At 56.9% G+C, this 23,660-nt stretch carries 33 protein-coding genes; 23 read left to right on the plus strand and 10 right to left on the minus strand.

What is annotated here, in order from left to right; translation table 11 throughout:
- Positions 1 to 91 precede the first annotated feature (91 nt).
- Positions 92 to 931 (minus strand): UTP--glucose-1-phosphate uridylyltransferase GalU, encoded by an 840-nt coding sequence (galU, locus tag J1D76_RS26530; protein WP_003182953.1) that lies wholly within the window; start codon positions 929 to 931, stop codon positions 92 to 94.
- A gap of 288 nt (positions 932 to 1,219) precedes the next feature.
- On the opposite strand from galU, the gene J1D76_RS26535 reads away from it, so the two are divergent.
- Together J1D76_RS26535 and J1D76_RS26540 are read left to right on the plus strand one after the other, a co-directional pair.
- Entirely contained in the window at positions 1,220 to 1,408 is a 189-nt protein-coding gene (locus J1D76_RS26535) for a hypothetical protein (RefSeq protein WP_103393192.1), read from the plus strand.
- Positions 1,409 to 1,544: 136 nt separating this feature from the next.
- Positions 1,545 to 1,826, plus strand: coding sequence for a hypothetical protein (locus J1D76_RS26540; RefSeq protein ID WP_421141287.1), 282 nt, complete (start codon positions 1,545 to 1,547; stop codon positions 1,824 to 1,826).
- 11 nt (positions 1,827 to 1,837) lie between these two features.
- Here the strand turns inward: J1D76_RS26540 and J1D76_RS26545 are convergent, their stop codons facing one another.
- Both J1D76_RS26545 and J1D76_RS26550 read right to left on the minus strand, forming a co-directional pair.
- Entirely contained in the window at positions 1,838 to 2,068 is a 231-nt protein-coding gene (locus J1D76_RS26545; RefSeq protein ID WP_421141288.1) for a hypothetical protein, read from the minus strand.
- A 72-nt stretch (positions 2,069 to 2,140) separates the two neighbouring features.
- On the minus strand, positions 2,141 to 2,497 hold the full coding sequence (locus J1D76_RS26550) for a hypothetical protein (protein WP_421141289.1): 357 nt from the start codon (positions 2,495 to 2,497) through the stop codon (positions 2,141 to 2,143).
- A gap of 210 nt (positions 2,498 to 2,707) precedes the next feature.
- Here J1D76_RS26550 and J1D76_RS26555 point away from each other — a divergent pair, with 210 nt between their 5' ends.
- From J1D76_RS26555 to ada, 5 genes are all read left to right on the plus strand, one after another.
- On the plus strand, positions 2,708 to 3,010 hold the full coding sequence (locus J1D76_RS26555; protein ID WP_007912251.1) for a DUF1883 domain-containing protein: 303 nt from the start codon (positions 2,708 to 2,710) through the stop codon (positions 3,008 to 3,010).
- A 37-nt stretch (positions 3,011 to 3,047) separates the two neighbouring features.
- Entirely contained in the window at positions 3,048 to 3,215 is a 168-nt protein-coding gene (locus tag J1D76_RS26560) for a hypothetical protein (protein ID WP_007985513.1), read from the plus strand.
- A 116-nt stretch (positions 3,216 to 3,331) separates the two neighbouring features.
- Entirely contained in the window at positions 3,332 to 4,036 is a 705-nt protein-coding gene (locus tag J1D76_RS26565) for a 2OG-Fe(II) oxygenase (protein WP_421141290.1), read from the plus strand.
- Complete coding sequence (gene alkB / locus J1D76_RS26570; protein ID WP_421141291.1) at positions 4,026 to 4,715, plus strand: DNA oxidative demethylase AlkB; 690 nt, start codon at positions 4,026 to 4,028, stop codon at positions 4,713 to 4,715. The genes J1D76_RS26565 and alkB overlap by 11 nt, the downstream gene beginning before the upstream one ends.
- Positions 4,716 to 4,793: 78 nt before the next feature.
- The gene (gene ada, locus J1D76_RS26575; RefSeq protein ID WP_421141292.1) at positions 4,794 to 5,858 is read left to right on the plus strand and encodes a bifunctional DNA-binding transcriptional regulator/O6-methylguanine-DNA methyltransferase Ada; all 1,065 of its coding nucleotides are present in this window, start codon (positions 4,794 to 4,796) and stop codon (positions 5,856 to 5,858) included.
- Here ada and J1D76_RS26580 read toward each other — a convergent pair whose 3' ends face one another.
- On the minus strand, positions 5,859 to 6,842 hold the full coding sequence (locus J1D76_RS26580) for an MDR family oxidoreductase (protein ID WP_421141293.1): 984 nt from the start codon (positions 6,840 to 6,842) through the stop codon (positions 5,859 to 5,861). It abuts the gene before it with no gap.
- A gap of 279 nt (positions 6,843 to 7,121) precedes the next feature.
- On the opposite strand from J1D76_RS26580, the gene J1D76_RS26585 reads away from it, so the two are divergent.
- The 11 genes from J1D76_RS26585 to J1D76_RS26635 all read left to right on the plus strand — a co-directional run bounded on the left by J1D76_RS26585 (position 7,122) and on the right by J1D76_RS26635 (position 14,413).
- Positions 7,122 to 8,189, plus strand: coding sequence for an NAD(P)H-dependent flavin oxidoreductase (locus J1D76_RS26585; protein WP_421141294.1), 1,068 nt, complete (start codon positions 7,122 to 7,124; stop codon positions 8,187 to 8,189).
- Between the two features lie 125 nt (positions 8,190 to 8,314).
- Positions 8,315 to 9,082 carry a molybdate ABC transporter substrate-binding protein gene (modA, locus tag J1D76_RS26590; protein ID WP_421141295.1) on the plus strand — a complete coding sequence of 256 codons (768 nt, stop codon included), beginning with the start codon at positions 8,315 to 8,317 and terminating at the stop codon, positions 9,080 to 9,082.
- Entirely contained in the window at positions 9,083 to 9,763 is a 681-nt protein-coding gene (modB, locus tag J1D76_RS26595; protein ID WP_421141296.1) for a molybdate ABC transporter permease subunit, read from the plus strand. It abuts the gene before it with no gap.
- Positions 9,764 to 9,766: 3 nt separating this feature from the next.
- Entirely contained in the window at positions 9,767 to 10,846 is a 1,080-nt protein-coding gene (gene modC / locus J1D76_RS26600; protein ID WP_421141297.1) for a molybdenum ABC transporter ATP-binding protein, read from the plus strand.
- A gap of 67 nt (positions 10,847 to 10,913) precedes the next feature.
- The gene (locus J1D76_RS26605; RefSeq protein ID WP_421141298.1) at positions 10,914 to 11,939 is read left to right on the plus strand and encodes a DNA topoisomerase IB; all 1,026 of its coding nucleotides are present in this window, start codon (positions 10,914 to 10,916) and stop codon (positions 11,937 to 11,939) included.
- Positions 11,940 to 12,011: 72 nt separating this feature from the next.
- Positions 12,012 to 12,233 carry a hypothetical protein gene (locus tag J1D76_RS26610; protein ID WP_421141299.1) on the plus strand — a complete coding sequence of 74 codons (222 nt, stop codon included), beginning with the start codon at positions 12,012 to 12,014 and terminating at the stop codon, positions 12,231 to 12,233.
- Positions 12,234 to 12,361: 128 nt separating this feature from the next.
- Positions 12,362 to 12,592 carry a hypothetical protein gene (locus J1D76_RS26615; RefSeq protein ID WP_421141300.1) on the plus strand — a complete coding sequence of 77 codons (231 nt, stop codon included), beginning with the start codon at positions 12,362 to 12,364 and terminating at the stop codon, positions 12,590 to 12,592.
- A 207-nt stretch (positions 12,593 to 12,799) separates the two neighbouring features.
- Positions 12,800 to 13,084 carry a hypothetical protein gene (locus tag J1D76_RS26620; RefSeq protein ID WP_421141302.1) on the plus strand — a complete coding sequence of 95 codons (285 nt, stop codon included), beginning with the start codon at positions 12,800 to 12,802 and terminating at the stop codon, positions 13,082 to 13,084.
- An 87-nt stretch (positions 13,085 to 13,171) separates the two neighbouring features.
- Positions 13,172 to 13,597 carry a hypothetical protein gene (locus J1D76_RS26625; protein ID WP_421141303.1) on the plus strand — a complete coding sequence of 142 codons (426 nt, stop codon included), beginning with the start codon at positions 13,172 to 13,174 and terminating at the stop codon, positions 13,595 to 13,597.
- A gap of 205 nt (positions 13,598 to 13,802) precedes the next feature.
- Positions 13,803 to 13,997 (plus strand): hypothetical protein, encoded by a 195-nt coding sequence (locus J1D76_RS26630; protein WP_421141304.1) that lies wholly within the window; start codon positions 13,803 to 13,805, stop codon positions 13,995 to 13,997.
- A 233-nt stretch (positions 13,998 to 14,230) separates the two neighbouring features.
- On the plus strand, positions 14,231 to 14,413 hold the full coding sequence (locus tag J1D76_RS26635; protein WP_421141306.1) for a hypothetical protein: 183 nt from the start codon (positions 14,231 to 14,233) through the stop codon (positions 14,411 to 14,413).
- 456 nt (positions 14,414 to 14,869) lie between these two features.
- Here the strand turns inward: J1D76_RS26635 and J1D76_RS26640 are convergent, their stop codons facing one another.
- The gene (locus J1D76_RS26640; protein ID WP_421141308.1) at positions 14,870 to 15,475 is read right to left on the minus strand and encodes a hypothetical protein; all 606 of its coding nucleotides are present in this window, start codon (positions 15,473 to 15,475) and stop codon (positions 14,870 to 14,872) included.
- Positions 15,476 to 15,858: 383 nt separating this feature from the next.
- Here J1D76_RS26640 and J1D76_RS26645 point away from each other — a divergent pair, with 383 nt between their 5' ends.
- The 5 genes from J1D76_RS26645 (at position 15,859) to J1D76_RS26665 (ending at position 19,301) form a co-directional block, all read left to right on the plus strand.
- Entirely contained in the window at positions 15,859 to 17,643 is a 1,785-nt protein-coding gene (locus J1D76_RS26645) for a DUF1538 domain-containing protein (protein WP_421141309.1), read from the plus strand.
- Positions 17,640 to 18,002: a P-II family nitrogen regulator gene (locus tag J1D76_RS26650; RefSeq protein ID WP_421141310.1), complete on the plus strand. Its 363-nt coding sequence runs from the start codon at positions 17,640 to 17,642 to the stop codon at positions 18,000 to 18,002. The genes J1D76_RS26645 and J1D76_RS26650 overlap by 4 nt, the downstream gene beginning before the upstream one ends.
- Complete coding sequence (locus J1D76_RS26655; RefSeq protein ID WP_421141311.1) at positions 17,999 to 18,385, plus strand: hypothetical protein; 387 nt, start codon at positions 17,999 to 18,001, stop codon at positions 18,383 to 18,385. The genes J1D76_RS26650 and J1D76_RS26655 overlap by 4 nt, the downstream gene beginning before the upstream one ends.
- A 300-nt stretch (positions 18,386 to 18,685) precedes the next feature.
- Complete coding sequence (locus J1D76_RS26660; RefSeq protein ID WP_421141313.1) at positions 18,686 to 18,844, plus strand: hypothetical protein; 159 nt, start codon at positions 18,686 to 18,688, stop codon at positions 18,842 to 18,844.
- 136 nt (positions 18,845 to 18,980) lie between these two features.
- Positions 18,981 to 19,301, plus strand: a complete 321-nt coding sequence (locus J1D76_RS26665) for a hypothetical protein (protein ID WP_421141314.1) — start codon at positions 18,981 to 18,983, stop codon at positions 19,299 to 19,301.
- A 90-nt stretch (positions 19,302 to 19,391) separates the two neighbouring features.
- Here the strand turns inward: J1D76_RS26665 and J1D76_RS26670 are convergent, their stop codons facing one another.
- The 5 genes from J1D76_RS26670 to J1D76_RS26690 form a co-directional block, all read right to left on the minus strand.
- Positions 19,392 to 20,474: an acyltransferase family protein gene (locus J1D76_RS26670; RefSeq protein WP_421141315.1), complete on the minus strand. Its 1,083-nt coding sequence runs from the start codon at positions 20,472 to 20,474 to the stop codon at positions 19,392 to 19,394.
- Positions 20,475 to 20,760: 286 nt separating this feature from the next.
- On the minus strand, positions 20,761 to 21,291 hold the full coding sequence (locus tag J1D76_RS26675; RefSeq protein ID WP_421141316.1) for a DUF2514 family protein: 531 nt from the start codon (positions 21,289 to 21,291) through the stop codon (positions 20,761 to 20,763).
- On the minus strand, positions 21,288 to 21,767 hold the full coding sequence (locus J1D76_RS26680) for a lysozyme (RefSeq protein WP_421141318.1): 480 nt from the start codon (positions 21,765 to 21,767) through the stop codon (positions 21,288 to 21,290). Before J1D76_RS26680 ends, J1D76_RS26675 begins: the two co-directional genes overlap by 4 nt.
- Positions 21,768 to 21,929: 162 nt before the next feature.
- Positions 21,930 to 23,069: an acyltransferase family protein gene (locus tag J1D76_RS26685; protein WP_421141319.1), complete on the minus strand. Its 1,140-nt coding sequence runs from the start codon at positions 23,067 to 23,069 to the stop codon at positions 21,930 to 21,932.
- 187 nt (positions 23,070 to 23,256) lie between these two features.
- Entirely contained in the window at positions 23,257 to 23,439 is a 183-nt protein-coding gene (locus J1D76_RS26690) for a hypothetical protein (RefSeq protein WP_421141320.1), read from the minus strand.
- Between the last annotated feature and the right edge of the window lie 221 nt (positions 23,440 to 23,660).

A 23,660-nucleotide genomic window follows, 5' to 3' on the forward strand; every position in this document is an offset into this window, starting at 1 on the left:
TTTGTGGGGCAAGCGCTGCAATCGATATGGGGCCGGAAAATGAAAAAGCCACCCGAAGGTGGCTTTTCAGTACAACCCGGGTGATTGGCTATCAGTAAGCCTTGCCGGTCTTGTAGAAGTTCTCGAAGCAGAAGTTGGTCGCGTCGATGTAGCCTTCGGCGCCACCGCAGTCGAAACGCTTGCCCTTGAACTTGTACGCCATCACGCAGCCGTTCTGGGCTTGCTTCATCAGGGCGTCGGTGATCTGGATTTCGCCGCCCTTGCCTGGCTCGGTCTGTTCGATCAGGTCGAAGATGTCCGGGGTCAGGATGTAGCGACCGATGATCGCCAGGTTCGACGGTGCATCTTCCGGCTTTGGCTTCTCAACCATGCTGTGTACGCGGTAGATGTCGTCGCGGATCATCTCGCCGGCAATGACGCCGTACTTGTTGGTCTCTTGCGGGTCGACTTCCTGGATGGCCACGATCGAGCAGCGGAACTGCTTGTACAGCTTGACCATCTGGGTCAGTACGCCGTCGCCTTCGAGGTTGACGCACAGGTCGTCCGCCAGTACCACGGCGAACGGTTCGTCACCGATCAGTGGGCGACCGGTAAGGATCGCGTGGCCCAGGCCTTTCATTTCGGTCTGGCGGGTGTAGGAGAACGAGCACTCATCCAGCAGCTTGCGGATGCCGACCAGGTATTTTTCCTTGTCGGTGCCTTTGATCTGGTTTTCCAGCTCGTAGCTGATGTCGAAGTGGTCTTCCAGGGCGCGCTTGCCACGACCGGTGACGATCGAGATTTCGGTCAAGCCGGCATCCAGGGCTTCTTCGACGCCGTACTGGATCAGTGGCTTGTTCACCACCGGCAGCATTTCTTTGGGCATGGCTTTAGTCGCTGGCAGGAAGCGAGTACCGTAACCGGCTGCTGGGAACAAGCATTTCTTGATCATATAAGTCCTTGAAAGGGCTGTGTGTACGAGTTTCGGCGCAGTCTAATCAGGCCGCGAGCACCTTACAATGCCCCGCGCTGGCTAACTGATGCCAACATAGAGAATTATTCTTGCCGATAGTTCCCTGCCGGTTGCACAGGTGAGTACGCAACCCCTTATGCATAGCAGAGACTTGCACAAATGCACGGTTTTCTAATGCGTTCAATGAACCACCCTATACCCATCGGCACCCGTTGAGTACGTTTGGCGGTATCATGGCGCGATTGAACCAGACAACGAGGCAAATAGATGTCGGAAGCAAAAAGCGTCAACGGTTTCCTGATCAACAAGGTCAAGGACGGTCAATGGTGGGTGGCCAGTGTTGCCGGTGAAAACATCGCTGGCCCGTTCCCGTCCGAAGCCCTGGCCATCGAAGTGGCTTCTGTGCTGGAACTGGAGCACCCGGAACCCAAGCGACGCGGCAAGGACAAGAACTGACCGACGCCCGTTTCGAACAGCCCTGTCATTGCACAGGGCTTTTTTATGCTTGCCTGAAAAGAAGTGGCCCATGGCTATAACCTTTTCAATCCGGCGCTGTCACAGCCTTTGCCCTCCCCCTGACGATGATCAAGCCATGAAAAAGATTTTGCCTTTGCTAGCGGTATTGGCCCTGAGCGGCTGTGCAACGTCGGAAGAAACCTACCTGAACAACGGCGAGCAAGGCCTGACCATCGATTGCTCCGGCGAAGCGAACTCCTGGGCCGATTGCTACGAAAAAGCCGACGCCTCTTGCGCAGGCACCGGCTACCGGATTGTTGGCACCGATCGCACGCCGCCCCTCAAGGAAAGCGACAAGACCCTGGGCGCCGATGTTGGCAACTACAAGGGCCGCAGCGTGGTGGTGGTCTGTAAGTAAGGCGCCCGACGCTACAGGTGAATTTCGGCGAATTTGATCCCGAGCCCGCGTAGCGTTTCGATCAATTCGTCAAGTTTGCCGAAAGACTCGACTTCGTCGTTGTCATCCACCAGGAAGTAGCTGCGCCCGGCGCTTTTCTTGAAAAAAACGATCCACTCTCCCCGGTCCGCCGGGTTCTGAATCACGTGCGTCGCACAGATTTGTCCCTCTGCATGGCGCTCTCGGACCTGCTCTCGCTTCATGTTCGACTCCAGAAATGACGACGCCGCCCAGGCAAGGCCAGGGCGGCGTCGGTGCTGATGGTCGACAGTCTATCAGCCGGAAATGCACTCATTGGCAGCATTCTGTACGTCCTTCGGCCGCACCGGGACGTTGGACATGCTCTCGTGCAGCTTGATGCTGCTACCGCCAGAACGCTCTTCAATGTCGAACACCGCAGACGGCCCCGAGGAAAACTTCAGCGGCACGATCACACGCAAGCCATCCTTGTGCGGTTCAATCTGCAAGGGGCCGCGACTTTCCGCCAGTTTGTCGCTGAGGCATTGCGCATATTCGTGGGGTTTCTTGCCAGAAATCACGTTCATTGTCGGCAAGGTCTCGTTGATTTGCGTGACGTTCGCGCAACCATTCATCGCCAATGCCATCGCCAGTACCCAAAAACCCCACTTCATACGAAACCTCCAATAAAGACCCTCGGACAGCGCTGGGTCGATTTTTCTCCGAGACAATGGCTTTATCGCTCATCAAGAGTGAAATAAGCGTTGAAAATTGCCAAAGCGGGCCTTCACAGCCGGATAATAAGGCGTTCGGGCTGATAAACTGCGCCAATCGCCCATGCCATCGTTTTGATTTTGTAGAAAAAGCCCTTCTGGAGGCGCCTCATGAAATTTATTCACCAGCGCGAGCACCTCAATGAAGACGACATCGTCGTCATTCAATGCTCGCAAATGTGCAACATCCGTTTGATGAATGACGCCAACTTTCGCAGCTTTAAAAATGGCGGTCGTCACACCTATCACGGCGGCGCATTCGACACCTTTCCGGCCCGCATTACCGCGCCGAGCACCGGGTTCTGGAACATCACGATCGACACGGTCAACCGCCGCGCCATCAGCGTGACCCGCAAACCGACCCTGACACATTCGATCAAGATCATTCGCCGCTCCAGCACCAAACTCAGCTGAGCAACGCACCCGACGCAACAGACAGGCAGATACAACCGTGGCCCAAACGACCAAGTACGTCATCAAATACAAACTCAACGGCGAGCGCCGCTTCGAATTTGCCCAGCTTGAAAACGGCACCGCTGAAGAAGCCAAGGCCGCATTGGATGCCATTCATGGGCAGGACGACGTGATTAGCGAAATCAGCGTCAGCAAAGCGCTGTAACGCCAGCCGATATGACAATGGACGTCGCCAGGCGCTCAAAATTCCACAGCAAGCACCGGAGTGCTTGCCTGATGGTTGCCCTCTAGACTGCCACCTCGAAGACAAGAGGCCCGGCAATGAGCGAGCACTATCTGGACAGGCTGGACTGGCTGCAACTGGAACAACAGCTGGATCAGGACGGTTACACCGTGATCCCGTCGTTACTGAGCCACAACGCCTGCGGCCGGGTCAGCGCCTGGTATCCCCAGGCGGAGCTGTTTCGCTCGCAGGTGATCATGGCGCGCCACGGGTTCGGTCGGGGCGAGTACAAGTACTTCGGCTATCCCTTGCCGGATCTTGTGGGCCTGTTGCGCAGTACGCTCTATCCGCGGCTGGTGCCGATCGCCAATCGCTGGCAAAAACAGATGGGCACGCCGGTTCAATTTCCTGAAACCCACCAGGCGTTCCTCAACCGTTGCCATGCCGCCGGTCAGAACCGTCCTACTCCGTTGTTGCTGCAATATGGTCCGCAGGACTACAACTGCTTGCATCAGGATCTATACGGTGAGCATGTTTTCCCACTGCAAGTGGCGATTTTGCTGTCAGACCCGGGAGAAGATTTCACGGGGGGTGAATTTGTCCTCACCGAACAGCGCCCGCGGATGCAGTCACGCCCGATGGTCATCGGCCTGAAGAAAGGTGACGGGCTGATCTTTGCCGTCAACCAGCGGCCGGTCAAAGGTGTTCGCGGCTACTACCGCGTGACCCTGCGCCACGGCGTCAGTCGCCTGCACAGCGGCAAACGGCATACCCTTGGAATCATTTTTCACGATGCGTCTTGAACCCATGAATCCACTGACCTTCGATCTGTTTGCCGATGCTGAGCCCGAGCAGCAACCCCGGTGCGAACAGATCGGCGAACAGTCCTACGTACTGCGAGGCTTCGCCCTGCCCTGGCTGGAACGTTTGCTACCTGCCCTGGAGGTTGTGTTGGCAGCCGCGCCGTTTCGGCAGATGGTCACGCCCGGCGGCTTCACCATGTCGGTCGCCCTGAGCAGTTGCGGTGAACTCGGCTGGACCACCGACCGTCGCGGTTATCGATACACCCGCCACGACCCCCAGACCGGCCAGCCCTGGCCGGCGATGCCCGAAGTATTTTTCCTGCTGGCTCAAGCGGCGGCGCAGGCGGCGGGATTCAGTGACTTTGTGCCTGACTCCTGCCTGATCAATCGCTATATCCCTGGGGCAAAAATGTCTTTGCATCAGGATAAAGACGAACATTCCTACGCCGCGCCCATCGTTTCGGTATCGCTGGGTTTGCCCGCGATGTTCCTGTTCGGCGGTTTCGAACGCAGCGACAAGAGCCAGCACATTCCCCTGCTGCATGGCGACATTGTGGTCTGGGGTGGCGTCGATCGCCTGCGTTATCACGGCGTGTTGCCGATCAAGGACGGCCATCACCCGAAACTGGGCGAGCAGCGCATCAATTTCACCTTCCGTACGGCCGGACAATTAACCTGAATTTGACCGCAAGCACCGGAGTGTATGGGAACTGCTCCGTGGTTAATGTGCAGGCACCCCCTCAAAGGACATGACGCCATGACCCCCCAATCGAGCAAGATCACCATCGAAAACGATCCCCGCTGGGCCGCAGTCGTCGCCCGCGATCCCAGGGCTGACGGGCAGTTTGTCTATGCGGTTAAAACCACTGGCATCTACTGCAATCCCAGCAGCCTGGCGCGCTTGCCCAAGCCACAGAATGTCGAATTCTTCGACAGCGCCGAACAGGCCCAGGCGGCGGGTTATCGGCCGAGCAAACGGGCCACCAAAGACCAGAGCGAACTCGCCGCGCAACATGCCGCGACCGTGGCCGCCGCGTGCCGCCAGATCGAAAGTGCAGAGTCGTTGCCTGCCTTGGCGAAATTGGCCGAGGCCGCCGGTATGAGCAGCTTCCACTTCCACCGCGTGTTCAAAGCCGTCACCGGCCTGACACCCAAGGGCTACGCCGATGCGCATCGTTCACGCAAGGTCCGCGAGCGGTTGGCGGATGGTGGTTCAGTGACCGATGCCCTGTATGACGCCGGGTTCAACTCCAACAGCCGGTTTTACGAAGCGGCAGACCAACTGCTGGGCATGAAACCTACGGACTACCGCGCCGCCGGGCAAAACAACGACATACGTTTTGCCGTCGGCCAGTGTTCGTTGGGGGCGATTCTGGTGGCGCAGAGTGAGCGCGGGGTTTGTGCGATCTTGCTGGGCGATGATCCGCACCAACTGGTCCAGGACCTGCAAGACAAGTTTCGCCGCGCCAACCTGATCGGTGCCGACCATGAGTTCGAGCAACTGATTGCCCGAGTGGTCGGTTTTATCGAAGCACCGGCGATTGGCCTGGATTTGCCGCTGGACGTACGTGGCACAGCGTTTCAGGAGCGTGTCTGGCAAGCCCTGCGGGAAATTCCGGTGGGCAGCACCGCCAGTTACGCCGACATCGCCCAGCGCATCGGTGCGCCAAAAGCTGTTCGTGCCGTGGCCCAAGCCTGCGGCGCGAACAGCCTGGCGGTGGCGATCCCGTGCCATCGGGTGGTGCGCAGCGATGGCAATCTGTCGGGCTATCGCTGGGGTGTCGAGCGTAAACGCCAGTTGCTGGAACGCGAAGCGCCGTGATCAGCGATTCACATCCACCACCACGCGCCCGCGCAATTGCCCGGCCAGCAAGCGCGGCGCGGCTTCGATGGCATCGATCAAGCCGATTTCATGACTGATCAGTGGCAACAGGTTGATGTCCAGGTCCTGCGCCAGGCGGTTCCAGGCCTCCACGCGCTTGGCCTTGGGCTGAGTCACGCTGTTGATGCCGGCCAGGGTAATGCCGCGCAAAATGAACGGTGCTACCGAGGCCGGGAAGTCCATGCCTTGGGCCAAGCCGCAGGCGGCGACGGTACCATTGGCCTTGGTGCTGGCACAGGCGTTGGCCAGGGTGTGGCTGCCGACCGAATCGATGACCGCCGCCCAGCGTTCTTTCGCCAACGGCTTGCCTGGCTCGGACAGCGTGGCTCGATCGATGATGTCGCTGGCACCCAGTTGCTTGAGGTAGTCGTGCTCCGAGGTACGCCCGGTGGAGGCGACCACCCGGTAACCGAGTCGGCTCAACAAGGCGATGGCGAAACTGCCGACGCCGCCGTTGGCGCCGGTCACCAGAATCTCACCCTGCTCGGGCTTCACGCCGTTGTGTTCCAGCGCCTGGATGCACAGCATCGCCGTGTAACCCGCGGTGCCAATGGCCATCGCCTGGGCTGCGGTAAAAGCCTTGGGCAGCGGAATCAACCACTCACCGTTCAGGCGTGCCTTTTGCGCCAGACCGCCCCAATGCCCTTCCCCAACGCCCCAGCCATTGAGCAGCACTTGGTCGCCAACCTTGTAGTCCGGATGCTCGCTGACTTCGACGACACCGGCCAGGTCGATGCCGGGTACCATCGGAAATTTACGCACCACCGGGCTGCTGCCGGTGATCGCCAGGCCATCCTTGAAGTTCAGCGTGCTGTACGCCACGCGCACCGTGACATCGCCGTCAGGCAGCTGATCGTCCTCAATCTCTTGCAGGGTGGCCCGGTAACCGCTGTCGTCTTTGTCGATCAAAATGCCCTTGAACATTACGGCCTCTCAATGGAATCAGTCTGGTGGTGGTACGATTGAAATAACACATGGCAACCGTTTGCCGTACTCGACTTTAAGCCAATCGGGCAAAGCGCCGTGCGTTTTGATTGACGGTGGCTATGCTTTTTTCGCAGCCCTGAAGCACCGCAATACACTGCCTTGTCGAGGGAGCCGACGGGGACGGTGGCGGAAAAGACGACTGGCCTTGCGCCAGTCGTTTGCGTTACAAAGCCAGTTCTACCGTCCCTGCCCGGACAATGTCGGAGAGCACAGCACATGAACCCATGGCCAGATACCCGCATTCTCGACCTGCTCGGCATAGAGTTGCCGATCATTCAGGCGCCGATGGCCGGTGCTACCCATTCGTCCATGGTCATTGCTGCGTGCAATGCCGGCGGGTTGGGCTCGATGCCGGCGGCGATGCTCAGCACCGATCAACTGCGCGACGAACTGAACACCATCCGCCAGCACACCCGGCACCCGATCAACGTCAATTTCTTCTGCCATCAACCGCCAGCCGCGGATGAGCAACGCGCTCAGGCCTGGAAACACCTGCTGCAACCCTACTACCAGGAACTCAGCGTCGATTTTGATGCGCCAACCCCGGTATCCAACCGCGCGCCGTTCGATAACGCGGCTTGCGAAGTGGTCGAAGCGTTTCGCCCCGAAGTCGTGAGTTTTCACTTTGGCCTGCCGGAAAAAGCCCTGCTCGATCGAGTCAAGGCCACCGGTGCAAAAGTGCTGTCCTCGGCCACCACCGTCGCCGAAGCCGTGTGGCTGGAGCAGCATGGCTGCGATGCAATTATCGCCATGGGTTCCGAGGCTGGGGGCCATCGCGGGATGTTTCTCAGCGATGACCTGAACAGTCAGGTGGGCACGTTCGCCCTGGTGCCGCAAATTGTCGATGCGGTCAGCGTGCCGGTGATTGCCGCCGGCGGCATCGCAGACGCACGCGGCGTCGCTGCGGCGTTCATGCTGGGGGCTTCGGCGGTGCAAGTGGGGACGGCGTATCTGTTCACGCCGCAGGCCAAGGTCAGCGCGTCTCATCACGCAGCGTTGCGCACTGCCAAAGAAAGCGAGACGGCGATCACCAACGTATTCACCGGCCGCCCGGCCCGGGGCATTCTCAATCGGGTGATGCGCGAACTCGGGCCGATGAGCGCTCAGGCACCAGCGTTTCCCTTGGCCGGTGGTGCACTGATGCCATTGCGAGCCAAGGATGAAGCGGATTTCAGCAACCTCTGGGCCGGCCAGGCGTTCACCCTCGGGGTCGAATTGAGCACCGCAGCCCTCACTCGGCAATTAGCCGAGGATGGCTTGGCGAGGCTGCTGCGTCGCACCTGAGCGCCACCAGCGTTAAAGTTGTATACAATTTTGTGACAGCACATTCCGTTTAAGGGCAAATCGCTATATATTTCGGTACATAACGAATCACCCCCTGCTGCATTTGCCTTTAACGGAGCCGTTTCATGACCATTCGTGCCTCACGTTTTGCCCCCACTTGCCTGGTGAGCCTTCTCGCTGTCTTCACCTTCGGCTCGGCCCAGGCGGACGAAGTCCAGGTGGCGGTCGCTGCCAACTTCACCGCGCCGATCCAGGCCATCGCCGCTGATTTCGAAAAAGACACCGGGCACAAACTGGTCACCTCCTTGGGTGCCACCGGCCAGTTCTACACCCAGATCAAAAACGGCGCGCCGTTCGACGTGTTCCTGTCCGCCGACGACAGCACCCCGAAAAAACTCGAGGCTGAAGGCGACACCGTGAAGGGTTCGCGCTTCACCTACGCGGTCGGCACCCTGGCACTGTGGTCGGCCAAGGAAGGCTACGTCGATGCGAAGGGCGACGTGCTGAAAAAGAATGAGTACCAGCACCTGTCGATCGCCAACCCCAAAGCCGCACCTTATGGCATGGCAGCCACCCAGGTGCTGGCCAAGGAAGGTCTGACCGACAAGGTCAAGGACAAGATCGTTGAAGGCCAGAACATCACCCAGGCCTATCAGTTCGTTTCCACTGGCAACGCCGAACTGGGTTTCGTCGCCCTGTCGCAGATCTACAAGGACGGCAAGATCACCAGCGGTTCGGCCTGGATCGTTCCAGCCAGCCTGCACGACCCGATCAAGCAAGACGCCGTGATTCTAAACAAGGGCAAAGACAACCCGGCCGCCAAAGCATTGGTTGACTACCTCAAGGGGCCGAAAGCGGCAGCCGTTATCAAGTCCTACGGCTACGAAATCTAAATGTCGCTATCAAGTGCCGATTTTTCCGCCATTTGGCTGACCCTGAAACTGGCGTCCCTGACGACCGTCATCCTGCTGATTGTCGGCACTCCGATTGCGTTATGGCTGTCGCGCACCCGCTCCTGGTTGCGCGGCCCGGTCGGGGCGATTGTCGCCCTGCCCCTGGTCCTGCCACCGACAGTGATTGGCTTTTATCTGTTGCTGGCGCTCGGCCCTCACGGGTTCATTGGCCAGTTCACCCAATCGCTCGGTCTTGGCACCCTCACGTTCAGTTTTGCCGGGTTGGTCATCGGCTCGGTTTTGTATTCGATGCCGTTTGTTGTCCAGCCGCTGCAAAACGCATTTTCCGCCATCGGCACGCGCCCGCTTGAAGTGGCCGCGACGCTGCGGGCCAATCCCTGGGACACGTTTTTCAGTGTAACCCTGCCCCTGGCCCGCCCCGGTTTCACCACCGCCGCCATTCTCGGCTTCGCCCACACCGTCGGCGAATTCGGGGTGGTGCTGATGATCGGTGGCAACATCCCCGAGAAAACCCGCGTGGTCTCGGTGCAGATCTACGATCACGTCGAAGCCATGGAATACGCCCAGGCCCATTGGCTGGCCGGGGCGATGCTGGTGTTCTCGTTTGTCGTGTTGCTGGCGCTGTACTCCAGCCGAAAAACCAAAGCAGACTGGAGCTGACCGATGATTCTTACGCGCCTGAAACTGGACTACCCAGGCTTTGCGCTGGACGTCGACCTGCAACTGCCAGGCCGCGGCGTCACGGCGCTGTACGGTCATTCCGGCTCGGGCAAGACCACTTGCCTGCGTTGCATCGCGGGCCTGGAGCGGGCCGATCAGGGCTTTATCCAGGTCAACGACGAAGTCTGGCAAGACAGCGAAAACGGCGTGTTCGTCGCGCCGCACAAGCGCGCACTGGGCTACGTGTTCCAGGAGGCCAGCCTGTTTCCCCATTTGTCAGTGCTGGCCAACCTTGAGTTTGGACTCAAGCGTATCCCCAAGTCGCAGCGTCGGGTCGACATGGCCCACGCCACCGAGTTGTTGGGCATCAGCCATCTGCTCGACCGGCACCCACAACACCTTTCGGGTGGCGAACGGCAGCGCGTCGGCATGGCCCGCGCCTTGCTCACCAGCCCGAAACTGTTGTTGATGGACGAGCCACTGGCCGCGCTGGACGCCCAGCGCAAAAGTGAAATCCTGCCGTACTTGCAACGCTTGCACGACGAACTCGACATCCCGGTGCTGTACGTCAGCCATTCCCAGGATGAAGTCGCGCGATTGGCCGACCATATCGTATTGCTCAGCAGCGGCAAGGCCCTGGCCAGCGGCCCGATCGGCCAGACCCTGGCACGCCTCGACTTGCCCCTGGCGATGGGCGATGACGCCGGCGTGGTGATTGAAGGGCAAGTCAGCGCCTATGACGCTGACTATCAATTGTTGAGCCTGCGGTTACCCGACACCCACCTCGACATTCGTGTTCCACACACACTCATGGAGATAGGTCAGGCACTGCGTTGCAAAGTCCAGGCGCGGGACGTGAGCTTGAGCCTGCACAATGCCGAACACAGCAGCATTCTCAATCGCCTGCCGGTCACCGTTGTCAGTGAAATGAATGCTGACAACGCCGCCCACGTGCTGATTCGCCTGGACGCCGCGGGCACGCCTTTGCTGGCGCGGATCACGCGTTACTCCCGCGACCAATTGAACATCCATCCTGGCCAGCCACTCTGGGCACAAATCAAAGCGGTCGCGGTGCTGGCATAAATCCGGCGGCACGACTGCACCGGCACGGGGTCAATGGCTGTAATGACCCTTGTCCGGGATGATCGCCATGTCCGAAGTTTTGCCGCGTGATCTGCATTATGTCGATGACACCCAGCCGGGAATCAGCCGTCGGAAGCTACGCGGAAAATTCGCCTATTTCGAGCCCAACGGCCAGCGCATTACCGACCCGGACGAAATCAAACGCCTCAACGCACTGGCGGTGCCGCCGGCCTATACCGAGGTGTGGATCTGTGCTGATCCACGCGGGCATTTGCAGGCTACCGGCCGCGATGCCCGAGGGCGCAAACAATACCGGTACCACGTGCGCTGGCGAGAAGTACGCGACGCCGACAAATACCTGCGCCTGCGTGACTTCGGGCTGGCCTTGCCGAAGCTGCGCAAACAGCTGGAAGCGATCCTGGCGGCACCGGGCTTCAGTCGCGACAAAGTCATGGCCACGATCATCACCCTGCTCGATTCGACACTGATCCGTATCGGCAACAGCCAGTATGCCCGGGACAACCGCTCCTATGGCCTGACGACCTTGCGCAGCCGTCATGTCGAAATCAACGGCAGCGCCATCCTGTTCCAGTTCCGCGGCAAAAGCGGCGTTGAACACCAGATCACCGTAAAGGACCGGCGCCTGGCGCGGATCATCAAGCGCTGCCAGGAAATCCCCGGGCAAAACCTGTTCCAGTATCTCGATGAAAACGGTGAGCGGCACACCGTCAGTTCTTCCGACATCAACAGCTATTTGCAAACGCTCACTGGCGCCGACTTCACCGCCAAGGACTACCGCACCTGGGCAGGCAGCGTCCTGGCCCTGGCCATGTTGCGCAAGCTGCACTGGGAGCCGGAATCGGAGGCCAAGCGACACGTGGTGGAAATGGTCAAGAACGTGGCCCGGCAACTGGGCAACACGCCGGCGGTGTGCCGCAAGTGCTATATCCACCCGGCCGTGCTGGACGGCTTCCTGCTGGGCGAGCTGGCCAAACTGCGCAGCCCTCGCGCACGCAAGGGGCTGTCGACTGAAGAAGTCGGCCTGGCGTTATTCCTCGAAGGTACGCTGGCGGTTTCTGAACCGACGAATTGACCTGTCTATTTTTTGCACGATCACCAAGGGCTTCTATAGTTGATCTGAACACGAATCGACTACGGACACGCCATGGAAGACATTTTCGTCGTGAAGCGTTGCAACAAGATCATCATCCATGGTCGCCGCGCCGGAGAAAGTGGTCACTCGCCTGCCGATGCCTGCGTCTGGTACCGCATCGCCGATACCCGGACCCAAGGGTTCATCGGCGACGGCTACGATGTTGAAGAAGACGCGCTGCGTGTTTGCCGGCAATTGAACGCAAAATCACACGTGACAGCTCGCCAGATTTGACGACTGCCAGCCTTTTTTAACGGGTCTATACTCAAATGGCTGAAGGATCAGCGACCCCAACGGCAGAAAGCTCGCTCCACGCGGGCTCTTTGCTGACACACCAGATGTCTTGAACGGAGGTGTTTCCCATGTCCGAAAAAGAGTCCATCACCACCCTGCTCACCTTGCTGGACTCCCGTCAGGCGCGCCTGGCAGCGGCGTGCAAGGAGATCGCCGATTGGGTCGATCATCAAGGCGGACACCCCACTGCCCTCAGAATTCGTGATCGCTTGAACGACATCGAGAAGGACACGCCGCTGATCCGGCATACGCTGTCGTCTCTCAAGCCTGCCGATCGGCCACTGCCTCGGTTCAGATGATCTGTCGCGGAGTGACTGTGCAAGCAAAGGCCCGATTCGAGCAGCGTGATCGGTGACGGCGACGTCTCCGATCCTTTGGGCTGCCTGCCAAATTTCCCTCCTGAAAAAATCCCGACCTGGCGCCTTAATACTTCCCACCTCTAATGGAATCGAACGTCGCCGCTCGCGTGGGGTCAACCGATCACACGTCACCAAGGAGACGTTTCAATGGTCACTCACTTCAAAATCGGCGGACAACTGGCCTGTGGTCACAAAGGCACCACCCTCGTATCAACCCGCGAACTCAAACGCGTGAAATGCAGGAGTTGCCGCAACACCGAGGCCTTCAAGGAAGCTCGCAAGACCGAACGCAACGCTGCCCGCCGCGCAGCCCGCAAGGCCAAAGCCGTGCACACTGCCATTAACTGGCGTTCGGCTTGGACCGAGCGACTGACCGCTATGGCCGGCTTGCAACGCCTGCCACGGGGTTTTACTCACCAGGCTTTCGTTTAGGCATTAGTTGCAGTCAGCAAACACTCGACGGAATTTCGATATCCATGAGCCCTGGCCTGCGCCAGGGCTCAATCGGAGTGAAAAGACATGAACAGCCAAATCTTGATGCTCATCGCCCTGTTGAGCCCGGCTCTGGCGCTGGCTCAAGGATGCGATGTGGTCACCCGCGCCGAGAGCGCATCCGTGCCGGCGATCGAAACCCATTCCTGCTATGAGTTCGAGGGTATGCCGCAGGATTCGATCAATTGGTCGTGCAGCAACGAGAGCAAGGAGATGCTCAGCACCACCAAGAACAGCGTCGGACAGTGCCCCGATCACTATCAGGCGACTTGCCTGGGCACATTGACGCAAGAAGCCCTGGCCAACCCACGGTCCATTAGCAAAGACAAAAACAGCCGCTCGACCAACATCCCCAACAACGCCCAGATCATTACGTACTACTACGACACTGAACACCTGGCCCAGGCCAGAATCGATTGTGAAACCGGCGGCGGACACTGGAAGTCGAGATAGCCTCGGTCGGTTGTTTGACGCGTCATTTGCTGGGGCGCCCCGCCCGGGATTTCAGTGACTACGTGCATCGCACGGTGGCCACAGGGATTTGGCAAAACGGACGTCCGACGTAACGCATTGGCGAGAACAAGGTTCGTCGGCTAGGGTCTCTTGCGTATCGAATCGCCGCACCTTCATTGGCAGGAGCCTGATCAAGGAGGAACCCATGACACCCAATCGTACTGCCGAGCAAACCTATCGCCAGTGGTCCAGCCCGATCCTGCTTGAACTCAAGGAACGAGAACATCAACTCAACCCGTCAGATCGTCAGGCACTGGAAAACGTGCTGCTGGAAAGACGACTGATCAACCTCGGCAATCCGGACGGCAACGACCGGCGCAAGGCTGGGCCAGCGTCCTGAGAAGAATCAGGCAGCCGGCAATCAAGATAGAAACAATGCAGCCGGAACAAAAAAGGGTTTGCCCGCAAACCCTTGATCCGGACGCCATCCGAGCGAACGCGCCACTCGCGTGCAAAGCCCGCCCTCCTTCCGCAAAAATCCTTTTTTGATAATTATTGATTTCCCGACGCCCTCCGTTCTCGGCTTTAAATGGTCCTCTAATTGGCTAAACCAAAACATGGAGGGATTCCAGGATGCTGATAAAAATCGAAAAGGCGAGCAAGCCAGAGGCCTGGAATGTGTGGATGAACGAGTGGTGCGTCGAATTTCGCAGCTATGCGCAAGCACTGGCGTTCGTGAGCAGGCTCGAAGGCCGGATCAATGCGCCACACCACCTTCCGGCCAGCATCGACAAACGGATATTGGAACCGTCCTGACCACCCGCCTCTACTGATAGTTGGCTAGCACCTTGCTTTTGCCTCTTTTGTAATAACGGGCTTTCTCGCCACGCTTACTCAGTTCATGTTGGAACTGGATTTGGGCATGATTACAGCGTTCCTGTAACGACTCTCCTTCGCCTGAACGTGCGCCCCAAAACGTGGAAAATCCCCAAAGTTGGGGTGCGCTGATTCCCAATTGCTCAATCGTAAATCTGTGATGGTTGCCTACAGGCCTTCGCATATTCTTTTTTGATAATTATTGATTTCAATAATTCGCCAGTCGCCGCTTTAAATACACCTCGAAGCGGGTCGGCCAGGGTGAGGCTAACAGGTGACACCTTTAACGGACGCTTCAAATGCGGCCCAATCTGCATTTGAGGAGGCTGACCTACTTCACCATGTGTACTTTTTGCCCCGCCTCTTCCCCCAGGAGAGGCGGGGATTTTTTTGCCGTTAAAACCAACTATTGCGTTCGACTTCCAGTTCCTGGCGACAAGTCTTGAGTTGAGCGTTGTATACCTCCGACTGCTGCTGCACTTTGCGTGCGACCTGCATCAGCCAGGGTTTACTGCGATAGGAGTTGCGGCTGTAGCCACCACGTCCCTCGTGGTAAGCCAGATATTGATTGTAGGTGTCCCATTGCGAGATCCCGAGTTGGCGGCGTGTGCCCGTGGCGTACCAGCCGATAAACATGATCGCGTCGTCGAAGCTGTCGCGCGAACCGCCATTGCCCGTGTCACTCCTGTACTCGCCCCAGACGGGGTCCTGAGCCTGTGCATAGCCGTAAGCCGAGCTGACGCGCCCCCAAGGAATCACCCAGAGCAAATAATCGCGTGGCGGCAATGCATCCGCCACGAAGCTGCTTTCCTGTTTCATGATCGCCATGGCCACATGCAGGGGCGTGCCAAACTCTTTCTGCATGTCCACCGAGTCTTCGTACCAGCGGGGATATTCACGGTAGATGTTGCAAAGGTTGTTTTGATCTTTCGGTGGCGACGTCGTGCAGCCCGTCAACACTATAAACAACAACGCCAGAAGCAACACAGGTGCCTGTTTCATTCATCGTCCTCAAAAAACAAGGGCAATAGATGCCCTTCGTTTGCTGCAAAAAACCTGACCACGTCAGGCGCAGGCAAAAACGTCAGAAGACCTCTATCTCGACCGCGTCACTCTTTCAAGCAATGGCTTTGTAAGTCCCTGTTGCAGCATGACCCCGCAAGGTTCGTTAGTTCAGTCACGGCCAGGGATTTCATGTTCGAAGCAAGCCTGTTTGTGCAAGCACAGTTGGGCATCGGGTATGTTGACCGACGTCAACTCGTCAACTAACGAGGGATGGCAACATTGTCTGCAGTAGAAATAAAACCGGCTTTTAGCCAAAAAGCGCGACACGACAAGACTGTCTATCGTTCGTATACCGGTAAACAACCTGATCAGATATCCCAATGAAAGACACCCTTCGCTACGCGCACTACCTGCAGAAGCTCGGAGCCGGTCGCCGCGAAATACCCATGCGCGAACTTGTCTCGGCACCGGTTCGCGATGCCGATGGTCATTGGCGGGCCGCGCCCCACCCGGCAGCAAAACTGCGCCCGGGCGAGATAATCGCCATCCTCAAGCCTTATCTTCAGGTGCGGCTAATGGAGCAGCTTCGCGCCGTGGTACCACTCGCGCTGTACCTGGTGCTGTTCCAGATCATCATCCTGCGTCAGTTGGTCGAGGACTCGCTGCTGGTCGCCGGTGGCCTGTTCGCCGTGATCGTCGGCCTGATGCTGTTCATGGAAGGGTTGAAACTTGGCCTGATGCCGTTCGGCGAAATCATTGGCAGCAACCTTCCGCGCAAGTTATCCCTGCCCGCTGTGCTGCTGGTGACCCTGCTGTTGGGCGTCGGAGTGACGTTCGCCGAACCCGCCATTGGCGCCCTGCGCGCTGCCGGACAGAACGTCAGCGCACAGCAGGCGCCCTACCTCTGGGCGATACTCAACCAGTGGACCGGCGAATTGGTGCTGGTGGTCGGAGCCAGCGTCGGTCTGGCCGCCGTTATCGGAACGTTGCGCTTCCTCTACGGCTGGAGCCTGAAGCCGTTGATCTATTTATCGCTGACACCGGTTCTACTGCTGACGGTGTATATGTCGAGTGATCCGCAGCTTGCAAAAGTGATCGGCCTGGCCTGGGATGCGGGCGCGGTCACGACCGGGCCGGTCACCGTACCCTTGGTGCTCGCCTTGGGGATCGGTATCGCGGCTGCTGCCGGCAAGGGCGGCTGCGGACTTTCCGGATTCGGTATTGTCACGCTGGCTTCGCTGTTTCCTGTCATTGGCGTGATGCTGCTAGGCCTGTACGTGGCGGCTATTTCGTCACCGGCAGCGATCATCGCAGCCGCACAGGCCGCTGCCGGCGCCGCACAAATGGCTACGCCTTGGCACGAGGTCAGTCCGGGACTCGACATTGTTTCGGGAATACGAGCGATCGTGCCGCTGGTGATCTTCCTGCTGATGGTGTTGAAACTGTTGCTGCGCCAGAACCTGCCACGACGCCGCGAGATCTTCCTCGGCATCGCCCTGACCGTGGCGGGCATGTGCCTATTCAATCTCGGGCTGACCTACGGTTTGTCGAAGCTGGGCGGGAGTGCTGGCTCGCTGATACCGGCAGCTTTCATGCAGACACCCGGCGCGGACGGTTCCCCGCTCTACAAATATGAGGTGGGCCTGGTGCTGGCCCTGGCGTTCGCCTGGACGCTCGGGTACGGGGCGACCGTCGCGGAACCCGCGCTGAATGCGCTCGGTGTCACCGCAGAGACCCTCACCAACGGCTTTATCCGCAAGCGCAACCTGATTCGTGCCGTCTCGATAGGCGTTGCCTGCGGCATTGCTATTGGTGTGGCCAAGTTGGTGTTCGGCCTGCCACTGGTCTGGCTGGTGATACCGCCCTACCTGTTGGCTGCGGTGCTGACGTTTTTTTCCACCGAAGAGTTCGTCAACGTAGCCTGGGACAGCGCAGGCGTCACCACCGGGCCGATCACCGTGCCACTGGTTCTTGCCATGGGATTGGGGCTGGGAAATGCCACCCACGCCGTCGAAGGGTTCGGCATTCTTTGCATGGCCTCCGTGGGCCCGATCATCAGCGTCATGCTGCTCGGGCAATGGACGCGATTCCAGCTGTGGCGACAGACAAGGGCCGCCACGGAACAACCGGACAATCAATTGTTGGGCACAGGAGAAGCAGGATGAAAGCTGACGGGATTACCTACCTTACCGACGTTGCACTGATCACCTGCATCGTGCCTGTCGGACGTGCCGACACGGTGATCCAGGCGGCCCAGGGCATGGGCGCGCCGGGCGCAATTGTCTATCACGCCCACGGCATTGGCCCCCGTGAGCGGCTCGGTCTGCTCAGCATCGCCATCGATGCCGAAAAAGAAGTGGTCAGCCTGCTGGTCGCGACCGACTACCAACACGCGGTCCTTGAAGCCATCTATCACGCGGCCAACCTCAATGTTCCCGGTGCCGGGATGGTCTACGCGACCCCGGTGGAAAAAGTCGCCACCTACATCCCCCGCGACATGCTCGAACAAGGGAGCGTCTCATGAGCTTCTCAATCCCGGGCATACCGGGCGCAGCCGCCAAACTCATAACCTGCGTGCTGCCCGACGATGGCACAGAGCGCACATTGCTGACGCTGCTGCGCGAAACCCATGGCATCACCCGCGCAGACACCGTCAGTTGCCGCGGCGTGGCGGTCCTGCAAGCCGCCAAAGCCCCGCACACCGAAATCCCGGAGTCCGCGCTGACCCGAGTGGTTAACGTCGTAGTCGATGAAGCCCAGGCTGAAACGGTGTTTGACTTCATCTGCGCACATGTCGGGTTGACCGAGTCCGGCAGAGGTATGGTGTATCAGGTCGCACTGAATTTCGCGACGCCACTGGCGATACCTGCGGGTACCGTGCTGGCGCGGACTTTACGCTTAGGGTAGTGGCAGGGGTATACCCGCATTCGCAAAGTGAAGATCTCATCCACCAAATGAATGGCAGGCCTCTGCGAAAATTACGGGCAGAACAAACAAGGGTTTGCATTAGCTTTCGCCCGCAAACCCTTGATTTAAGATGGTGCCCGAAGCCGGAATCTAATTTAAGCAATAAACACCAATATTCATTGATTAAAATCCTTAAACGCGCAAACCGATGTACTAACTGATGTACTTTTTTGGCGCTGCTGGAGTCATCCGCCCACGATTGACGAATGCTACGCTGAAAACTCCACGGAGGATTTCGCGATGCCCCACTCTGACCTGCTCCCTTCCCTGCTGTACAAGCTCAACGAAAACCAGCTCGCCCTGGAAGCAGCCATCATGGAGCTGTCGAACTGGGTCGAGCAGCGCGGATCGGCCGATGTCGCCGACAACGTACGCGCGGCCTTGGAAGCCATCGACTAGAACGAAGAATTCATCAAGATGACGCTCGCGGTGATGATGACTCCGGATTGATCAGCGTCGCATTTCGTCGCCACTATTCGCCAACTGGTCACGCGTCGATTACTGTACATCCAAACAGTATCAGTAAGGCACGATCATGGACCCCTACCAAATCGAAGACACGAGCGAATGGGTTGGCAGCCCGACCCGGCTCGAAACCGTCAAACACTACGCGAGCATGCTCGAGGAAGACATCCAAGAACTGAAGCGTAAGCTGGAGGCGGCAAAGGCGAACATTGCCAGCCTGGTGGAAATGAACGACCAGCTCACTGTCGAATTACAAAAGAAGCGGACATGGATGGCCAGTCTGGAAGCGGAGACCACCGAACAGCTGTCTGAAATCAACAGCCTCAGACTGGTCCTCGATCAAAAAGAACGGATCATTCGCCAGTTGGAAGCGGACAGAAAGAAAGGCTGAGCATGTGCGGGGCGATCTTCCCAATACCATGGCATCCACGACTTTGTAGCGGCACTCAGCCTGCCCAACGCCTGGTCAATTTCCAGTGGTTTAGTTCGGTGCCTTTCCAACAAGTCTATGTTTTGCAATTGACAGCAGGTTAGATATAAATCGCTTATTTTCAATCCATCCACTTAACAACCAAGACGCGACCAAGCAAAAAACAATCGTCAAGACACTAATAAGCGCAGCATTTAACAAGGAGTTATATACGGCTTTCTGCGCAACCCCCAAAACGAATAGTAGAATGGGAAAATGAATAACGTACAGGGTGTATGAATAGCCCGAATGTCGGTAAAAACACTGTGGGAAAGATGTGCAACCACCCATAATCAATGCAAGAAAGCAAGCAAACCACAAGCCGGACACTACCCTAAATGGATTTAGCGTGGCGTAGTCCACAGCATTTCCGGTCGGATTGTCATACAGAGCTAATACCACTATAACAACAAGAGCAAGACTCGCAATTACGAACAACGCCCCGAAAGCTAAATTATGCATCTGCTCTCTGCGCTGATGAATCATTGCCAGACCAAACCCAGAAAACCAAACAGGTGCTAATGTAAAAAACAATGTGTTTTTGTACGTTACAAAAATAGCTAGCCCAAGAATAAGGCTCGAAACCACTTTCCTGCTTGGCCATAGAAATACTGACGCGATTATCACGTAGTACCAAACTTCAATTGAGAGACTCCAAAGCGGGCTATTCGCTGAGGGGGTTTCTGTTTTAAAACCGTTGAGAAACGCCAGAGCACCCCACATATCCGAAGGGCGTGATGCAAACTCTGTTCGCACAAAATCAATACCGGGCATAGCGAGTAGCGAGTTGGTCCCTGACGGAAACATATAAGGCGCCACCAAAGAAAGCAGCACCACTAGAACCAGTGAAACCATCAGTGGCGGGTATATTCTAATAGCTCGATCTCTTGAATATTGCTTAAGGCTAAAAATGGAATTTTTCGATATGTTATTGCAAACCGATTTCCCTATCAAAAAGCCACTTAGCACAAAAAACACCATAACAGCCATTTGTGATAAGAGAACAACAACGGTGAACCAAGAGTTCATTACCGGCAGAAGGAGAGTTTGAAAGGTGTGCCCAAACAAAACCATAATCGCAGCGAGAGCGCGCATAGAGTCAAGCTGCTTTGACTGATCCGAGGTCATTCGGGACATAAAATTATTATTAGCCTTTTATCAACATCAGTGCACTTAAGACTCTAACGATTGCTTGGAGAGCCCTCCCTGTAGGTGGTGAAGTATGCGGCAATCTCCCCCCAGTACAACAGTCAAATATCTAGCATTTCGCCGTAATGCCATTCAACGGGATACCCTTCTAGCGTAGGCCTGGCAGGCTGCCAACGCTATCAACCCACTCCGCCAGCGCTTTATTTCGAGAGTCGACCACAGGCTAGCGCCATTACCTCATTGCGTCAGGGTTGATACCTAATCCGTCGTATGCCTTTTCGCAGGTCACTCCACGGGCTCTGGCTTGGTCAGCAATTGCAGCCAAGTCGCCCGCTCGCTGGTCAGCGCGCTTGAGCACGTCGGCAAGCACCATTGCGGCGCGGGAAGCTGCCTGGCTTGCGGCGGCAGTGCAGGAATGGCCGCTGGCTTGACTGGTTGCGAGTCGGTTGGCAAGGCTGTCGGCTGCCCCGCGCAGGCTGTCAGCAGAAGTGCGAGCGGCAGCAGCATCAGCCGTCGCTTGATCGATGATGCGTTGGCCATCTTGGACCGCCTTGTTGATTGATTGTTGGTAGGCCTGCTCTTTGGTGCGCTCGGCGGCCTCGTTGACGGCTTTCGCCTGGGCGTCCCGGGTGTCGCGGTCATCCCACTTGACCTGCCACTTTTCGTCGGTGACGGTCACGCCGTGATGATAGATACCGAAAAGCGCGGCGGCCACCAATAGCACCGCACCTATATAAGGAAGGATTCGCAGCCAGATCGTCATGCTGCTGCCACTCCTATGGCGATCGCCTGAGTTCCGGTCTTCCCGGCAAAGAGTGCGGCATCGGCGGCGCGGCGCCGCGTCAGGCCACGCATCGGACGGCCGGCGGCGCGGTTCCAGCGGCCGAACTGAGCCATGGACCCTTCCATGTCGCCGGCGTTGATCAGCTTTAGAAGGGTCGAACCTTCGAAGTTACCGGCGCCCAGGTTGTAAACGAAGTCGACAAGCGCGTCGAACTGGCCCTGTGTCAGCGTTTTGGTGACTGCACATGAAACCACCATCTCGCGTGAAGCAAGGTCGGTAAGCAGCTGTGCGTCAGCCTTGGCCTGCGTCCAAACAATCCCGTTGGCAACCTCAGGTCCGGTATGCCCCCATCCGATCGTCCACGGCGCGCCACCAGTAGCAGGGTCTGGATATGCGCTCAGCGAGCAGTTTTCGAAATACTTCAGCACCGCGATACCGTTTTGTGATGTGCGCATTATTCAAACTCCAGAGACAAAAACGCCGGCTTGCTTGCCGGAGCTGGGAAGGATCTGCAGCAATTGCTGCGCGGTGATCGACATACTTTTCTCCAGACGAAAAAAAGCCGGCAACGGGGCCGGCTCAAAAGATTTTTTCAGAAGGTGCTGGGCAGAAGAGCGTTACTTAATGACTTCCGTCGGCAGTGATGTAGGGGTGGTGGCGGCTTGCCCCTCCTCCAACCTATCGATGAGTTTGCGACCAAGCGTGATCCCAGGCTTCTCGATGAGGTGATAAGTGACCCACGAAATGCCTGCGGAAATCACCAGGACAACCAAAAAGAACAGAAGACTTTCCTTGTTCCCTCCACCAAACAACGCAGTCACACCAAGCATTCCGATTAGCTTGAGTACTGCTATGTGGATCAAATACATGCTGAAACTCAGCTTGCCAAATAAGACGGTAACTCTATTTACGAGAACCTTAACCGGGTTATAGGCAAGGAAAATAGCAAACAAGGCAAATAGACATCCCGCTATCACATGATGTGAAATCAACGACTGCGATTGATACCAAAACTCAGCGAGCAGCACCACGAATGCTGCTCCACCTATTGCAACGTATTTCTTGCCCAAGGACTTATGCTGAGATAGAAACAGATACGCCATGATTCCGATAATAAATACTGGCACTTGGCTTAAGAAATTGTAAAAAGAAAACACATCAGCAATCAAATATTTTTGATTTTCGCCATAATCAAAAACGTGTGAAAAAATCCAGCCATTATATTGTTGCAAGTAAAGGCAGATAATTAAAATCAGCGCAAGCCAGGAGAACCTTCTTACACACATCAGGGCAGGAAAAATAAGGTAAAACGTCATTTCGACGGCCACGGACCATCCACCCGGTACCACAGAGTTTATTGTCTCCGGATGAAAGCCATGCAGAAATAAGGCGGTAACAGGAACGAACCACCACTCTATTCCATTAGGTGCCCAATATGTCGGTAACGTCCCATTCAGATAAAGAAAACCGGCGATAGCCACATAGAACATCGGGGCAATGCGAAAGAACCTCCGAATGTAAAAATTACGTATCGGGTTGCATTCGTCGCTTTTTCTGGCTGCCCATGACATACAGAGAGTAATAGCACTAGCTATATAAAATAGCTGAACCCCTCTTGCACCTTCGTTCATCAACCACGTAAGCAGTGAGCTATTTGGTTTCACACTCTGAGATGAATGAACCAGTACAACCAGAATAATCGCCAGCCCTCTGAGAGCGTCTATATAGGCATACTTATAAGTATCTTTCGCTACCATTCGAACCAGCTCACTTAACCGTTGCCAATGCCAGCATTATCCGCAACGCACGAAATATTCGCTAGCCATCATCACCTGAAACTGACCATCACCTGAAAATCTGTGTTGACGGCCATAGCTTGAGGGCCCAGCCAAATTACTGGCCAGGCCTTTGGCACGCATGCGTAAGAGTTGATCTGGGCAGCGGTCAGTCACCATCGATCGTGTCCCCGGTATAGGGTGCACGAACCTGGTGATCGATCATCCATTGCAGCACCTCGGGATCATCTGCGTCTTTTTCGACCCAGTCGATTGCGTTGATGGCGCTTTGTGGGCTTCCAGAAATGCCGACGATTTCGTCATCCACTCTGTAGACATAGACTGTGCTCATCAGATTTTGTCAGTCGAACTGAGGAAGTGCTAAACAATGTACTAAAAATTTGCGGTAGTTGGTGAAAGAGCGCGAAACTCGACGCAATAAAAAAGGTTCTTCACGGAATCCCGGGAAACACAGAAACAAGAACGCCGATTTGATTGATGATGTTCGTGCGAGCAAACACATCTAACAAACCGGCGTTCTTATGCGCGATATTAATACTTTCCTTCCGTTTT

Origin of the sequence: Pseudomonas sp. NFX15, from assembly GCF_049132105.1 — a bacterium.
GTDB lineage: Bacteria > Pseudomonadota > Gammaproteobacteria > Pseudomonadales > Pseudomonadaceae > Aquipseudomonas.

Bases quoted from the DNA above. Each gene is read 5' to 3' on its own strand.
- J1D76_RS26635 (WP_421141306.1), top strand. From the start codon at position 14,231: ATGCTGATAAAAATCGAAAAGGCGAGCAAGCCAGAGGCCTGGAATGTG.
- ada (WP_421141292.1), top strand. From the start codon at position 4,794: ATGACCCCCCAATCGAGCAAGATCACCATCGAAAACGATCCCCGCTGG.
- J1D76_RS26640 (WP_421141308.1), bottom strand. From the start codon at position 15,475: ATGAAACAGGCACCTGTGTTGCTTCTGGCGTTGTTGTTTATAGTGTTG.
- J1D76_RS26675 (WP_421141316.1), bottom strand. From the start codon at position 21,291: ATGACGATCTGGCTGCGAATCCTTCCTTATATAGGTGCGGTGCTATTG.
- J1D76_RS26605 (WP_421141298.1), top strand. From the start codon at position 10,914: ATGTCCGAAGTTTTGCCGCGTGATCTGCATTATGTCGATGACACCCAG.
- modA (WP_421141295.1), top strand. From the start codon at position 8,315: ATGACCATTCGTGCCTCACGTTTTGCCCCCACTTGCCTGGTGAGCCTT.
- J1D76_RS26650 (WP_421141310.1), top strand. From the start codon at position 17,640: ATGAAAGCTGACGGGATTACCTACCTTACCGACGTTGCACTGATCACC.
- J1D76_RS26655 (WP_421141311.1), top strand. From the start codon at position 17,999: ATGAGCTTCTCAATCCCGGGCATACCGGGCGCAGCCGCCAAACTCATA.
- J1D76_RS26660 (WP_421141313.1), top strand. From the start codon at position 18,686: ATGCCCCACTCTGACCTGCTCCCTTCCCTGCTGTACAAGCTCAACGAA.
- J1D76_RS26625 (WP_421141303.1), top strand. From the start codon at position 13,172: ATGAACAGCCAAATCTTGATGCTCATCGCCCTGTTGAGCCCGGCTCTG.
- modC (WP_421141297.1), top strand. From the start codon at position 9,767: ATGATTCTTACGCGCCTGAAACTGGACTACCCAGGCTTTGCGCTGGAC.
- J1D76_RS26690 (WP_421141320.1), bottom strand. From the start codon at position 23,439: ATGAGCACAGTCTATGTCTACAGAGTGGATGACGAAATCGTCGGCATT.
- J1D76_RS26630 (WP_421141304.1), top strand. From the start codon at position 13,803: ATGACACCCAATCGTACTGCCGAGCAAACCTATCGCCAGTGGTCCAGC.
- J1D76_RS26540 (WP_421141287.1), top strand. From the start codon at position 1,545: ATGAAAAAGATTTTGCCTTTGCTAGCGGTATTGGCCCTGAGCGGCTGT.
- J1D76_RS26685 (WP_421141319.1), bottom strand. From the start codon at position 23,069: ATGGTAGCGAAAGATACTTATAAGTATGCCTATATAGACGCTCTCAGA.
- alkB (WP_421141291.1), top strand. From the start codon at position 4,026: ATGCGTCTTGAACCCATGAATCCACTGACCTTCGATCTGTTTGCCGAT.
- galU (WP_003182953.1), bottom strand. From the start codon at position 931: ATGATCAAGAAATGCTTGTTCCCAGCAGCCGGTTACGGTACTCGCTTC.
- J1D76_RS26665 (WP_421141314.1), top strand. From the start codon at position 18,981: ATGGACCCCTACCAAATCGAAGACACGAGCGAATGGGTTGGCAGCCCG.
- J1D76_RS26555 (WP_007912251.1), top strand. From the start codon at position 2,708: ATGAAATTTATTCACCAGCGCGAGCACCTCAATGAAGACGACATCGTC.
- J1D76_RS26670 (WP_421141315.1), bottom strand. From the start codon at position 20,474: ATGCGCGCTCTCGCTGCGATTATGGTTTTGTTTGGGCACACCTTTCAA.
- J1D76_RS26580 (WP_421141293.1), bottom strand. From the start codon at position 6,842: ATGTTCAAGGGCATTTTGATCGACAAAGACGACAGCGGTTACCGGGCC.
- J1D76_RS26545 (WP_421141288.1), bottom strand. From the start codon at position 2,068: ATGAAGCGAGAGCAGGTCCGAGAGCGCCATGCAGAGGGACAAATCTGT.
- J1D76_RS26585 (WP_421141294.1), top strand. From the start codon at position 7,122: ATGAACCCATGGCCAGATACCCGCATTCTCGACCTGCTCGGCATAGAG.
- J1D76_RS26615 (WP_421141300.1), top strand. From the start codon at position 12,362: ATGTCCGAAAAAGAGTCCATCACCACCCTGCTCACCTTGCTGGACTCC.
- J1D76_RS26680 (WP_421141318.1), bottom strand. From the start codon at position 21,767: ATGCGCACATCACAAAACGGTATCGCGGTGCTGAAGTATTTCGAAAAC.
- J1D76_RS26620 (WP_421141302.1), top strand. From the start codon at position 12,800: ATGGTCACTCACTTCAAAATCGGCGGACAACTGGCCTGTGGTCACAAA.
- J1D76_RS26565 (WP_421141290.1), top strand. From the start codon at position 3,332: ATGAGCGAGCACTATCTGGACAGGCTGGACTGGCTGCAACTGGAACAA.
- J1D76_RS26645 (WP_421141309.1), top strand. From the start codon at position 15,859: ATGAAAGACACCCTTCGCTACGCGCACTACCTGCAGAAGCTCGGAGCC.
- J1D76_RS26610 (WP_421141299.1), top strand. From the start codon at position 12,012: ATGGAAGACATTTTCGTCGTGAAGCGTTGCAACAAGATCATCATCCAT.
- J1D76_RS26550 (WP_421141289.1), bottom strand. From the start codon at position 2,497: ATGAAGTGGGGTTTTTGGGTACTGGCGATGGCATTGGCGATGAATGGT.
- modB (WP_421141296.1), top strand. From the start codon at position 9,083: ATGTCGCTATCAAGTGCCGATTTTTCCGCCATTTGGCTGACCCTGAAA.
- J1D76_RS26535 (WP_103393192.1), top strand. From the start codon at position 1,220: ATGTCGGAAGCAAAAAGCGTCAACGGTTTCCTGATCAACAAGGTCAAG.